The 12050-nt window shown below is 65.2% G+C and carries 12 protein-coding genes; 6 read left to right on the forward strand and 6 right to left on the reverse strand.

The window, feature by feature from the left end; genetic code table 11:
• Nucleotides 1–97 precede the first annotated feature (97 nt).
• The 3 genes from BJA_RS07600 (at nt 98) to BJA_RS07610 (ending at nt 2648) form a co-directional block, all read left to right on the forward strand.
• Nucleotides 98–601, forward strand: a complete 504-nt coding sequence (locus tag BJA_RS07600) for a CAP domain-containing protein (RefSeq protein ID WP_038965381.1) — start codon at nt 98–100, stop codon at nt 599–601.
• Between the two features lie 78 nt (nt 602–679).
• On the forward strand, nt 680–1858 hold the full coding sequence (locus BJA_RS07605; RefSeq protein ID WP_011084303.1) for a DUF3734 domain-containing protein: 1179 nt from the start codon (nt 680–682) through the stop codon (nt 1856–1858).
• 1 nt (nt 1859) lies between these two features.
• A complete protein-coding gene (locus BJA_RS07610) occupies nt 1860–2648 on the forward strand; it encodes a 3-hydroxybutyrate dehydrogenase (RefSeq protein WP_011084304.1) in 789 nt (262 codons plus the stop codon).
• Between the two features lie 127 nt (nt 2649–2775).
• Here the strand turns inward: BJA_RS07610 and BJA_RS07615 are convergent, their stop codons facing one another.
• The 3 genes from BJA_RS07615 to BJA_RS07625 all read right to left on the reverse strand — a co-directional run bounded on the left by BJA_RS07615 (nt 2776) and on the right by BJA_RS07625 (nt 6245).
• The gene (locus BJA_RS07615; protein ID WP_011084305.1) at nt 2776–3600 is read right to left on the reverse strand and encodes a sulfite exporter TauE/SafE family protein; all 825 of its coding nucleotides are present in this window, start codon (nt 3598–3600) and stop codon (nt 2776–2778) included.
• A gap of 188 nt (nt 3601–3788) precedes the next feature.
• Entirely contained in the window at nt 3789–5156 is a 1368-nt protein-coding gene (locus BJA_RS07620; protein ID WP_038965385.1) for a flippase, read from the reverse strand.
• A gap of 246 nt (nt 5157–5402) precedes the next feature.
• On the reverse strand, nt 5403–6245 hold the full coding sequence (locus BJA_RS07625; protein WP_011084307.1) for a protein-disulfide reductase DsbD domain-containing protein: 843 nt from the start codon (nt 6243–6245) through the stop codon (nt 5403–5405).
• A 142-nt stretch (nt 6246–6387) separates the two neighbouring features.
• Between BJA_RS07625 and BJA_RS07630 the strand changes: the two genes are divergently transcribed.
• Nucleotides 6388–7032, forward strand: coding sequence for a YqgE/AlgH family protein (locus BJA_RS07630; protein ID WP_011084308.1), 645 nt, complete (start codon nt 6388–6390; stop codon nt 7030–7032).
• 162 nt (nt 7033–7194) lie between these two features.
• On the opposite strand, the gene BJA_RS07635 is transcribed toward BJA_RS07630, so the two are convergent.
• Both BJA_RS07635 and BJA_RS07640 read right to left on the reverse strand, forming a co-directional pair.
• Entirely contained in the window at nt 7195–8082 is an 888-nt protein-coding gene (locus BJA_RS07635; protein ID WP_011084309.1) for a TauD/TfdA dioxygenase family protein, read from the reverse strand.
• A 98-nt stretch (nt 8083–8180) separates the two neighbouring features.
• Nucleotides 8181–8960 (reverse strand): SDR family NAD(P)-dependent oxidoreductase, encoded by a 780-nt coding sequence (locus BJA_RS07640; protein ID WP_038965382.1) that lies wholly within the window; start codon nt 8958–8960, stop codon nt 8181–8183.
• Between the two features lie 99 nt (nt 8961–9059).
• Here BJA_RS07640 and BJA_RS07645 point away from each other — a divergent pair, with 99 nt between their 5' ends.
• Together BJA_RS07645 and BJA_RS07650 are read left to right on the forward strand one after the other, a co-directional pair.
• Nucleotides 9060–9797, forward strand: coding sequence for an SDR family NAD(P)-dependent oxidoreductase (locus BJA_RS07645; protein WP_011084311.1), 738 nt, complete (start codon nt 9060–9062; stop codon nt 9795–9797).
• A 72-nt stretch (nt 9798–9869) separates the two neighbouring features.
• Nucleotides 9870–10244 (forward strand): CsbD family protein, encoded by a 375-nt coding sequence (locus BJA_RS07650; protein ID WP_011084312.1) that lies wholly within the window; start codon nt 9870–9872, stop codon nt 10242–10244.
• 68 nt (nt 10245–10312) lie between these two features.
• Here BJA_RS07650 and BJA_RS07655 read toward each other — a convergent pair whose 3' ends face one another.
• Nucleotides 10313–12022, reverse strand: coding sequence for an SGNH/GDSL hydrolase family protein (locus tag BJA_RS07655; protein WP_011084313.1), 1710 nt, complete (start codon nt 12020–12022; stop codon nt 10313–10315).
• Between the last annotated feature and the right edge of the window lie 28 nt (nt 12023–12050).

Consider the following 12050-nt stretch of genomic DNA (forward strand, 5'->3'; position numbering starts at 1 on the left):
CATCGCCCCGGAACGACTTGCGTCGATTTTCCTCAAAATTCACCTTTCAGCCACGGTTGGTATGCAACAACGGCCCTTCATTTGGGGGCCCCGATTCATGCGCGCTGCGGCCGCAATACTCATTACTTTGCTGCTCGCCGGCTGTGCCGGCAACGAAGCACCGGTCCAGCAGCCGTCGATGTATGCCGATATGGCGGTCCCGGGCGCCAAGCTCGACGCGCCGGCGGCCGCGGTGATGATCTCGCAATACCGCCAGAACAATGGGCTCGGCACCGTCGTGATCGACCCCGACCTGATGCGGCTCGCCGAATCCCAGTCCCAGGCGATGGCGGCGGCCAACAAGATGGACCATGACGTTCGCGCGCCCCTGGCCAAGCGCCTCAGTGCCGGCGGCTATCCGGCCAGCGTGGCGGTCGAGAACGTCTCGGCCGGCTATCATACGTTGGCGGAAGCGTTTTCCGGCTGGCGCGACTCGCCCCCGCACCGGGCGAACATGCTCAAGAGCGGTGTCACAAAATTGGGCATCGCGGCGGGCTATGCTCCAGGCACCAAGTACAAGGTGTTCTGGACCATGATCCTGGCCTCGACGGATCCCCGATAAGCCAGACTTGATCCCGGGATGCATTGACGCCGCGGCGAACTGTCGCCACGGTCGCTCGCCATCTGCTATTGTTCCCGTATGACAGATCATACCAGCCCGGAAACCGCCAGCGTCCCCGCAAATGCGCAACGTGTCCTGGTGTTGCAGGGCGGCGGTGCGCTCGGCTCCTATCAGGCCGGCGCCTATCAGGCGCTGTGCGGCTATGGCTTCGAGCCCGAATGGGTCGCCGGCATCTCCATCGGGGCGGTCAACGCCGCCATCATCGCCGGCAATGAGGGCCACACCCGCGTCAAGCGGATGAAGGAATTCTGGGAGATGGTCTCGGCGCCGGTGCCGTGGAAGCCGATCGGCAAGAGCGACCACAGCCGCGAGCTGTTCAACTCTACCAGCGCCGCGCTGATCGCGACCTTCGGCGTACCCGGCTTCTTCGTCCCGCGCGTCCCGCCCGCGCCGATGTGGCCGCCGGGCCATCCCGAAGCGGAAAGCTACTACGACACGTCGCCCCTGAAGAAGACGCTGGAGCGGCTGGTCGATTTCGACCGCATCAACGACCTCAAGACGCGCTTCTCCGTCGGCGCCGTCGGCGTCACCTCCGGCAACTTCAAATATTTCGACAATTACGAGTTCAAGAAACTCGGCAAGAAGATCGGTCCCGAGCACATCATGGCCTCCGGCGCGCTGCCGCCGGGCTTTCCGTCCGTCGTCATCGACGGCGAGCATTACTGGGACGGCGGCATCGCCTCCAACACGCCGCTCGACTACGTGCTCGATGCCGAGGTGGCTCGCGACATGCTGATCTTCCAGGTGGATCTGTTCAGCGCCCGCGGCGACCTGCCGAATTCGCTGTTAGAGGCCACCGAGCGCGAGAAGGACATCCGCTTCTCCAGCCGCACGCGGATGAACACCGACAAGAACAAGCAGATCCACAACGCCCGCAGGGCGGTGCGCGACCTGATTTCCAAATTGCCCGATTATCTCAAGAACGACCCTTCCGTCGAATTCCTTGCGAAGGCATCTCGTGAGAGCACGGTCACCGTGGTGCACCTGATCTACCGCAGCAAGAATTACGAATCCTCGTCCAAGGACTATGATTTCTCGCACGTGGCCATGGTCGAGCATTGGGAAGCCGGCGTGCGCGACGTGCATCTGTCGATGCGCCACAAGGACAGGCTCGATCAGCCGCAATCCGGCGAGACCATGGTGACCTACGATCTCACGGGGGACGTCTCCGCGCCCCCGGCAAAAAGGAGCGAATAGAATGGGTAGTCTGTCAGGCAAGAACGCCGTCGTGACCGGATCGACCAGCGGTATCGGGCTCGCCTATGCGCGTGCCTTCGCGGCGGCCGGTGCCAACGTCGTCATCAACGGCTTCGGCTCGGCCGAGGACATCGAGAAGGAACGTGCGAAGATCGAGGCGGACTTCGGCGGGAAGGCGATCTACTCGCCCGCCGACATGACCAAGCCGGCCGAGATCGCCGGGATGATCGCGCTCGGCGAGAAGACCTTCGGCTCGGTCGACGTCCTCGTCAACAATGCCGGCATCCAGTTCGTCTCGCCGATCGAGGAATTCCCGCCGGAGAAATGGGACCAGATCATCGCGATCAACCTGTCCTCGGCCTTCCATGCCATTCGCGCCGCGGTGCCCGGCATGAAGAAGAAGGGCTGGGGTCGCATCATCAACACGGCGTCGGCGCACTCGCTGGTCGCCTCGCCCTTCAAGTCGGCCTACGTCTCGGCCAAGCACGGCATCGCCGGTCTTACCAAGACCGTGGCGCTGGAAGTCGCGACCCACAAGATCACCTGCAACTGCATCAGCCCCGGCTATGTCTGGACGCCGCTGGTCGAGAAGCAGATCCCCGACACGATGAAGGCGCGCAATCTCACGCGTGAGCAGGTCATCAACGACGTGCTGCTCGACGCCCAGCCGACCAAGGAGTTCGTCACCTCCGAGCAGGTCGCCGCACTGGCGCTGTTCCTGTGCAGCGACGATGCCGCGCAGATCACCGGCACCAACCTCTCGATCGACGGCGGCTGGACGGCGGAGTAGGCACTCGATGCCGTAGGGTGGGCAAAGGCGCGTCAGCGCCGTGCCCGCCATACTTTCTCAGATTGACGAAAGGCGGTGGGCACGCTTGGCTTTGCCCGCCCTACGAGTTCTCGCACGACGTTTCCGTTCAATGCGTCCAGGCCAGCGCCGTCACGAACGCGGATGACAGGTTCAGCTCCGCAAACATGATCTTGCTGGCGACCACGAACAGCACGCTGGCAAGCGTCAGGCGCAGCACCGTCTCGGGGACGCGCGTCGCGCTGAAGCTGCCGACGATGATGCCGGGCAGCGAGCCCAGCAGCAGCACCCCCATCAGCCCCCAATCGACGTCACCAAGCGCCCAATGTCCGATGCCCGCGACCAGCGTCAGCGGCACCGCATGGGCGATGTCGGAGCCGACGATGGTCGCCATCGGCAGGCGCGGGTAGAGTAGCAGCAGCACGGTCACGCCGACCGCGCCGGCGCCGACGGACGAAATCGACACCAGCACACCGAGCACGATTCCCGTGACCACGGTCGCAATCGCCGTGGTGCGCTCGTCGACGCGCTCCCGCTTTCTGCGGTAGCGTTCCATGATCGCCTTGCGGAAGATCAGGGACGTTGCGGTTAGCAGCAGGGCGAAGCACAGCACCAGATTGACGAGGCTGCGCTCGGCATCGCTCCTGAGATCGAGCTGCCACAGCACGAGCAGCGTCAGCGCGCTTGCCGGGAGGCTGCCGCAGGCGAGCCGCAGCACCGCCGGCCAGTGCACGCTGCGCGACCAGCCATGCACCACGCTGCCGCCGGTCTTGGTGGCGGCGGCATAAAGCAGGTCGGTGCCGACAGCGGTGGACGGATGGACGCCGAACAGCAGGATCAGCAGCGGTGTCATCAACGAGCCGCCACCCACGCCGGTCATCCCGACAAGCAGGCCGACGCCAAAACCCGAGGCGACGTAAAGCGGATCAATCATGGTCTGGGGAATCTTAGGTTTATCTCGTCAGTTGGGCAATATGACGTAGAATAAATTTTCCCTGGGAAGCAACCTCTTGGATCAAATAAGAAAAATCATGCTACCGACCGGCGAATGGCAGTCGTTTCGCCTCGTTTCCGAGCCCGTTACGCAATAGGCGTTCCCCAAGGGGCAGGGCAGGCGAGCGGCTATTTTCCAAACGCCAGAACGTGCAGGCCGAGGCGCTGCCGCACGATCCAGAACAGCAGCACCGTCTCGAAGCTGAGCGAGATCGAGGTCGCGGCCGCGGCGCCATGGCCGCCGAAGCGCGGCACCAGCGCGACGCAGAGCACGACGTTCATCACGAAGGCCAGCGCATAGGCCAGCGCGCAGATCTTCTGCTGCCCGAGCATGTTGAGCAGCCGCTCCACCGGGCCGATGGCGGCGCGCACGACCAGCCCGATCGCGGCGACGAACATGATGTCGTAGCCGACCGTGAATTGCGGCCCGAACAGCCAGAGCAGCGGCTTGCCGAACGCGAGCAGCAGGATGGTCGCCGCCAGCGACGGCCAGAACGTCCAGTTGATGGCATGTGCGACATAGGCCGATAGGCGCGCCTTGTCGCCGCTAGCGTTGTATTCGGCGAAGCGGTGCGCGGTCGTCGCCGACATCGCGTAGTGGATGAACGAGACCAGCGCCAGCGTCTTCACCACCGCGAAGTAGACGCCGACCTCGTCGGAGGGGCGGAACTGCTGAAGCACCAGCACGTCGGTGTAGGACAGCAGCAGATAGAAGCTCTCCACCAGCAGGATCGGCAGCGAGACGGCGAGCCAGCCGCCGATGTCATAGGCCTTCGGCCCGGGCTCGATATAGCCGGCGAGCTTACGGTTCAGCACCACCATCTGCCCGGTCATTGCGATCCACACCGCACCCAGGCTCGCGACCATCGCGGCGACCGCGCCGATATGATAGCCGAGCAGGAAGGCAGAAGCCGTGATGCCGATGATCAGCGCCTGGCGGATGATGAATTGCGGCATCAGGCCGAGCTGCATCCAGTCATGCGAGCGGGCGATGCCGTCCTGGGTGTTGGCGACGACGAAGGCGGGCAGCGTCATGCAGCCGATATAAAGCGGCAGCGCCTCGGCCGGATCGATCCAGGGCGACAGCAGCCTGACGATGCCGGCGAGGCCGAGCGACACCAGCGCGGAGACGGCAAAGGTCAGCCAGCGGCTGCCGGAGAGAAAGCCGCGCAGCAGCGCATGCTCGCCGCCGGTGCGATACTCCGGAATGATCTTCTGTGCGGAGGCCGAGATGCCGAAATCCATCATGCTGCCGAGCAGCAGCACCCAGGTCCAGACATAGACGTAGATGCCGTAGTCGGACGTGCCCATCCAGCGCGCGAGCAGGACCTGCGAAAAATAGGCAAGGCCCGCGCTGATGACGCGGATGATGAAGATGGTGCCGGCCAGCCGCCGCGTCAGCGACGCTTCGCTCGATCCGCCCGAGAGCCTAGCCCGCAGCCGCGCGATCAGCCCGTCCGGTCCGGTCGTTGCGGGTTGTGCATCCATCACGGCCAATTCGAAAATCCCCAGGGCGTTCCGCATGCCGCGGCAGCCTTGCTGCAGCAACCTCGGGAATTAGCAACCATTCGTTAAGATTCGGTTGGGTGCTTTCCGTCGTCGTCCTGGCGAAAGCCAGGACCCATTACCCCAGGGAGAAGTTTGGCGAAGGCCCGGGGTTAGCAGCTTCGCGTCACGACTGCTCCCAGGGGTAATGGGTCCTGGATCGGCGCTCCGCTTCGCTACGCTTGTCCAGGACGACCATCACTCCAAATTCGTATTGAACTCGTACGACTTCTCCGGCCCGACCAGCGTAAACTTCAGCGCGGCGCCCTCGGGCTTGGCGCCCGGTGGCAGTCCGTCGAGCTCGAAGGAAAAGCGTTTCACGCCGGGCGGGCTGGGCTCGACCGGCGCGGGAATCGGCAGCGACCAATCCGGCGTCGGCCCTTCGACGAACAGATTGACCTTGCGCGCATCCGCCGGCGCGACGACGTCGACCACCACGTTCTTGGGCCCGTCGCGCTTGACGTCGCGAATGGTCAGCGGATTGGGGTCGCCGATATTGGCGGGCTTCGGCACGGTGTCGAGCGCTGCACGCAGGTTGGCGTCCTCGGTCGAGGCGACGCTGTTGAAGCCGAGCTCGGCGCTGGCCTCGACGGGAATGCAGAGCTTTTCGCACACCGCGTAGTTGATCTCGGCGCGCAAGGTCACCGGCTTGTCGGCGGCCTTGGCGACGATGCGCAAGGGCAGCACGATCTGGTCGTGATAGCCGATCGAATGGCCGCCCGCGCCGTCGTCGAACTTCAGCGGCGCCGGCCACATGATCGTCACAGCCTCGACATTCTCCGATTTCGAGAAGTCGAACCGCGGCGGTACACCGGAATCCCCGGGCGTACGCCAGTACGTCTTCCAGCCCGGCTGGAGCTGGAAGGCGATACCGCCGAGCAGCACGGCGCCGCTGCGTGATCCCGCCAATAGGCGCACCGCGGAATGTCCGTCGCGCTGCCAGGGCGAGGCGTCGTCGGCGCGGGCTGCGAGGGCCAGTGACGACGCAAGCAGGGTTGTCGCGACGCCGATCGCCGCACGCAGGGGAACTCTTGTGAGCATGGTACGTCTTTACAGGGGCAACCCGGGTCAAACCATTGAATTGCTTGTGATGGATGCACTCGAATCAGGTCTCTGCAAGCCTTGATTTGACAGCGGCCGGGCCCAACATCAGGATAGGAATTGAAACCGGAGTGCTTCACCGATGGCTCCCACAGGCAAGAGGACGGGCGAAAGCACCCGCAGCACGGGCCCCGCGCCCCCCAGTTCGGCCGGCTACCTCGACGGCCGCCTCCTGATCGCCATGCCCGTGATGGGCGATGCGCGCTTCGAGCGCTCGGTGATCTATCTCTGCGCCCATTCGGCCGAAGGCGCGATGGGCATCATCGTCAACCATCCCGCCGGCAGCATCGACTTCCCCGAGCTGTTGGAGCAGCTCGGCATCATCAGGAAGGGCGAGCACATCAAGCTGCCGGAGAACGCCGAAAGCATGAAGGTGCTGCGCGGCGGTCCGGTCGATACCGGGCGCGGCTTCGTGCTGCATTCCAGCGATTTCTACATCGAGAACGCGACGCTCCGGATCGACGACGGCGTCTGCCTCACTGCAACCGTCGATATCCTGCGCGCGATCGCCAACGGCTCCGGCCCCAAGCACGCCATCCTCGCGCTCGGCTATGCCGGCTGGGCGCCGGGCCAGCTCGAGACCGAAATCCAGAGCAACGGCTGGCTGCATTGCGATGCGGATGCGGACCTGATCTTCGGCGACGACGTCGACGAAAAATACGGCCGCGCCTTGCGCAAGATCGGCATCGATCCCGGCATGCTCTCGAACGAGGCAGGGCACGCGTAGCTGGTGTGCCGTCGTCGGCTGTCGTGCCTCAGCCTCCGCTGTCATGCCCCGGCTTGACCGGGGCATCCAGTACGCCGCAGCTTCTCGATTCTATCACTGCTGCCTCTGGAATACTGGATCGCCCGGTCAAGCCGGGCGACGACACCGATTGCTGAGTAGCACCTACTCCGCCGCCTGCTGCTGCACCGTCGGCTCCGTCCCCGCCACCGTCGCGCGGCGCATGTCGCGGGGCTGGGACTGGTCGTAGCGGCGGACGCGGTGCATGGTCTGGCGGTTGTCCCACATCACGAGGTCATGCAGCTTCCATTTGTGGACGTAGACGAATTCCGGCTGCGTCGCGTGCTCGTTGAGATCGCGCAACAGCAGCCGCCCCTCCGGCACGCTCATGCTGGCGATCTTGCCGGCATGCGACGAGAGATACAGCGACTTGCGGCGGTGGACCGGATGGGTGCGCACGAGGCGTTGCAGGACCGGCTTGAACATCTGCTTCTCTTCGTCGGTGTACTCGGTGAAGCCGAGCGAGCCGCGCGAATACATCAGCGAGTGCTCGCAGACGAGGTCCTCGATTTCGGCCTTGGTCTCGTCGTCGAGCGCGTCATAGGCGGCGCGCATGTCCGCGAATTCGGTGTTGCCGCCCGTCGGGTTCACCACGCGCGCCGACAGCAGCGAGAATTTTGCGGGAATGGGACGGAACGAGCTGTCGGAGTGCCAGAGGCAGTTGCCGAGATTGAACAGGTGCGTGCGGCTGTCCTTGGCCAGCGGCTTGCCGTCCTTGCCGAGATTGGAGACGTCGTTCAGGCCGGATTGCAGCCGGTAGTCCTTCTCCTTGGTGACCGTGCCGCCGCGCGCGTCCTCGCGCTGGCCGAAGTTCAGCGCGAAAGCCATCTGCTGCTCGTCGGTGATGTCCTGGTCGTGGAAAACGAGCACCGCGTATTTGTCCATGGCGGACTCGACCTCGCGGGCCTCGCCCGGCGTGAGCGGCTTTCGCAAATCGAGGCCGGAAACCTGGCCGACAAAATGCGTCTGAAGCTGCCGGATGGCGATCGTCATGGCGTTTTCTCCCGCGGACCGCGAGCGGTTGCTCCCGCTCTGTTGACAAAAAAGCTACTCCGGCAACCGCAGATGTCAACGCTTGCGCAGCATACCTATTACGCGTTGCGCGCCATCAGGCCGCCGTCGACCGGGATCACCGCGCCGGTCAGGAACGACGCGGCCGGCAGGCACAGGCTCAGCGTCATGTGCGCGACCTCCTCGGGATCGCCGTAGCGGCCGAGTGCCGTCCGACGCTTGGCGTAGATGGTCTTGTGCTCTTCCGAGATACGGTCGGTGATCGCGGTGCGGATCGGACCCGGGCAGATGCAGTTGACGGTGATGCCTTCGCGGCCGAGCTCGACCGCGAGCGAGCGGGTCAGGCTCGCCACGCCGCCCTTCGCCGCCGAATAGGGACTGTGCAGCGCGGTGGCGCCGAGCGCCTCGGTCGAGGCAATGTTGACGATGCGCGGGCTCTTCGATTTGCGCAAGTGAGGCAGCGCGGCGCGGATGATGCGCGGATGCGCCGTCAGCATCACGGCGATGCCCCTGGCCCAGGCATCTTCGTACGTCTCGTCATCGATCGCGACACGCACGGAGATGCCGGCATTGTTGACGACGATGTCGAGCCCGCCGAAATGCGCTGCAACGTCATGGACCACGCGCTTGATCTCGCCGCCGTCGGCGACATCGAGCTTCCAGGCCTTCGCCGACCCGCCGCTCGCTGCGATCTCCTTCGCGACGGATATCGCGCCTTGCTCGTCATAATCGGTCACCGCGACGTTCGCACCCTCGGCGGCGAACACGCGCGCCGTCGCGCGCCCCATGCCGCTGGCCGCACCGGTGACGAGAACGGTCAAGCCTTTCACGGACCGGCTCAGCTGTTTGAATTCGGACATGCTGTTTCCTCGCGTCCTTCTGTTTCTTGTTATGAGATTGACAAGGCTGGCATCGATCCGCAGACAGGTCAAACAAGCAAAATAAAAGGGGAGGTCGCGATGGCGAACGAGCTGGATTTTTCGGGCAAGCAGGTGCTGGTCGTCGGCGGTTCCAGCGGAATCGGCAACGGCATCGCGCAAGCCTTTCGCGCCAGGGGCGCGCATGTCGCGGTCTGCGGCACGCGTGCTCAACCTGCGGAATATTCGGCGGAGGATGGCTCCGATCTCACCGGCCTCGCTTACGCGCAGCTCGACGTCAGCAATCCCGCTGCGATCGAAGCCTTCAAGCCGTCCTTCGATCGTCTCGACATCCTCGTGCTTGCGCAAGGCGCTGTGATCTATCGCCGGGGCGAATTTGAAATGACCGGCTTCCGCAAGGTCGTCGAGGTCAATCTGATGAGCCTGATGGCGTGCGCGACGCGGTTTCATTCCATGTTGCGGGATGCGAAGGGCGCGCTGATCATGGTGTCCTCGACCGCGGCCTATCATTCCACCATGGGCAATCCCGCCTACAACGCCTCGAAGACCGGTGCGGTCGGATTGACGCGCACGCTAGGGGAGGCCTGGGCCGAGGACGGCATTCGCGTCAACGGTATCGCGCCCGGCCTCGTCGATACCAAAATGACGAAGGTCACGACCGACAATCCCAAGCGGCTCGAAGGTGCCTTGTCGCGCATTCCCCTGCGGCGATTGGGCACGCCGGCTGACATGGCGGGCGCGGCGCTGTTTCTGGCATCGCCGCTGTCGTCCTACATCATCGGCCAGACGCTGGTCGTCGATGGCGGACTCATTCTCTAGGCGATTGCTCTAGGCGATTGGAACTGCGCTGCGCCTGATCGGTTACTCCGGCTGACCCCTGAGGAGGACCACATGGACAAGGATCGAATTGTTGGATCGGCCAAGGAATTCGCTGGCCGCGCGGAAGGCGCAGTCGGAGATCTGGCGGGCGATGCGCAGACACAGGCGTCGGGCAAGGCGCGCGAGGCTGCCGGCACCGTGCAGAATCTCTACGGCCAGGCCAAGGACGCCGTGCGTGAGGCCAGCGAGACCGCGGCCGGCTACGCCAAGGATGCCTACGACAACAGCGGCGAGACCTTCCGCGATGGTTCGCAGGCGATTGCCAGGAAGGTGCAGGACAATCCGCTCGGCGCACTGCTCGTCGCTGGCGGCATCGGCTTCGCGCTCGCGCTGCTGATGTCACGGCCGGCACGCCGCCCGCCGCCGCGCTGGCGCTATTACGGCTGAGCCACCCCGCCTCGTCATTCCGGGCTCGCGCTTCGCGCGCCCGGAATCGCATCACATCAGAAATCCAGCTACCGGATAACTTCCGCCGATCGGCCGACATTGCCCGGCGGACGCGGGATCGCGGGGTTTTGGGCTGGATTGCGCGGCCCTGGTGCCGGCGCCAGCTGACGCGGTGCCGGCTGCGGCGAGCCGAAGCCGAAGAAATCACGGAACGACGGCGTCGCCTGGGCCGGCTGCTGCACCACCGGCGGTTTCTTCGGTGCGAGCTTTGGCGGCGCGATCGCAGCAGCCGCCGCGCCCGGCGCGCCGGGAGCAGCAGCGCCGCCGTCGGGCGTCGTCGTGGCCATCGGCGTATCGCCCTTGGCCTGCTCGCGGCCGACTTCGCGGCGCGGCCAGGCATAATCGTCGGCACGGCCTGCGGGGGCCGTCAGCGGCTCGCCTTTCACCATCGTCTTGGCAGCGAGCGCATCGACGGCAGCGGGACGCGAGCCCGGGCCGCCCAGCAATTGATCGGTCGAGATCGAGGCCGCGACTAGCGGCACGATCGGGCCGGCGAGCGGGCGCGGCGCGGGCTTGCCGGGCTCGACGCTGGTGTCGGGCGTCGCCGGCTCGCTCGGCAGCGCGATCGGGCCGGAGCGGCCTGCGAGCAGGCGCGTGATTTCGCGCTCGACATAATGCGCCAGCTTGCGCGCGCCGGGCTTGGTGAAAAAGACGCCATCATAGGTGCGGAGCTGACGGATCTGGCCTTCGAAGTCAGGACCCTTCTGGAGGAAGCGGCCGGCTTCGTCGACGAAGCCGTCCCAGACATCGACATAGGTGATGCCGGCCTTGGCCGCGCCCTCGCGATAGAGCGAATCCAGGAACAGCATGTCCGCCGTGCCCTTGGGGCCGCGGATCGCGGGCAGGCCGACCCAGAGCACCGGCACGCCCTTGGCCTTCAGGACGTTGGCCAGCTCCTCGATCTTCTTGGCGTAGAGCTCGACCCAGCGGTCGTCGCGGAATTCGTAGAGGCCGTTCGGGTTGCGTGCGGTCTTCTCGGGAGCAGCGACCTGCGGCGCGTCGGCGTTGTCGGCGTCATCCTGCGGCAGGTCGGCATCGGCCGGCTTGTCGTCCGGCTTCGCCGCGGTGTCGGGCTTGGCGTCGCCGGGTTTCGCGTCAGGCTTTCCTTGCGGCTTGGCGCGCGCGCCCTTGTCGTTCTTCTTGTCCTTGTCCGAAGCCTTGTCGGATTTCTCAGTCACCGGCTCGCGGATCGAGATGCGATCGTTGAGGCCGAGCATGACGACTATGACGTCAGGCTTCTCGGTCTCGAGGATGCCCTTGGCCGCCGCCGCCCAGTCCGAAGGTTCGCCCTTGGGCTGGTACTTGATCAGGCCGGACGTGGTCTTGTGCTTGCGGATCACGCCCATGTCGGGCTGCTCGCTGTAGGCATCTTCCAGGCCGTAGGCGAGCCAGTCCGCCATGGCGTCGCCGATCACCAGCACGTTCTTGTCGGGAATGGTGTCACGCTTGCTAGGTGCCGGCGCGCGCGAGAAATCCTGGCGCGGGGCCTGCGGTTGTTGCTGCTGGAACGGTGCGAAGAAGTCGCCGCCGAACCAGCCGCCACCTCCGCCTTGACGCGGCGGCGGGGCCGAACGTTGCGGCGGGCCGCCGAAGCCGGGGAAGTTGAAGAACTGCGCCGAGGCGGGCCCCGCGACCGATACCAGAATCGCAAGCGCCGTCCCCAGCGCGATCAGCGGGCCGGTCTCGGTCAGCGCCTTGAACAGGGACTTCTTCGACATGCGATCTCGGGCACCCGCAACGGGTCTG

The organism is Bradyrhizobium diazoefficiens USDA 110 (assembly GCF_000011365.1).
Taxonomy (GTDB): domain Bacteria; phylum Pseudomonadota; class Alphaproteobacteria; order Rhizobiales; family Xanthobacteraceae; genus Bradyrhizobium; species Bradyrhizobium diazoefficiens.

Bases quoted from the DNA above. Each gene is read 5' to 3' on its own strand.
- BJA_RS07615 (WP_011084305.1), bottom strand. From the start codon at position 3,600: ATGATTGATCCGCTTTACGTCGCCTCGGGTTTTGGCGTCGGCCTGCTT.
- BJA_RS07605 (WP_011084303.1), top strand. From the start codon at position 680: ATGACAGATCATACCAGCCCGGAAACCGCCAGCGTCCCCGCAAATGCG.
- BJA_RS07640 (WP_038965382.1), bottom strand. From the start codon at position 8,960: ATGTCCGAATTCAAACAGCTGAGCCGGTCCGTGAAAGGCTTGACCGTT.
- BJA_RS07655 (WP_011084313.1), bottom strand. From the start codon at position 12,022: ATGTCGAAGAAGTCCCTGTTCAAGGCGCTGACCGAGACCGGCCCGCTG.
- BJA_RS07650 (WP_011084312.1), top strand. From the start codon at position 9,870: ATGGACAAGGATCGAATTGTTGGATCGGCCAAGGAATTCGCTGGCCGC.
- BJA_RS07610 (WP_011084304.1), top strand. From the start codon at position 1,860: ATGGGTAGTCTGTCAGGCAAGAACGCCGTCGTGACCGGATCGACCAGC.
- BJA_RS07600 (WP_038965381.1), top strand. From the start codon at position 98: ATGCGCGCTGCGGCCGCAATACTCATTACTTTGCTGCTCGCCGGCTGT.
- BJA_RS07635 (WP_011084309.1), bottom strand. From the start codon at position 8,082: ATGACGATCGCCATCCGGCAGCTTCAGACGCATTTTGTCGGCCAGGTT.
- BJA_RS07645 (WP_011084311.1), top strand. From the start codon at position 9,060: ATGGCGAACGAGCTGGATTTTTCGGGCAAGCAGGTGCTGGTCGTCGGC.
- BJA_RS07630 (WP_011084308.1), top strand. From the start codon at position 6,388: ATGGCTCCCACAGGCAAGAGGACGGGCGAAAGCACCCGCAGCACGGGC.
- BJA_RS07625 (WP_011084307.1), bottom strand. From the start codon at position 6,245: ATGCTCACAAGAGTTCCCCTGCGTGCGGCGATCGGCGTCGCGACAACC.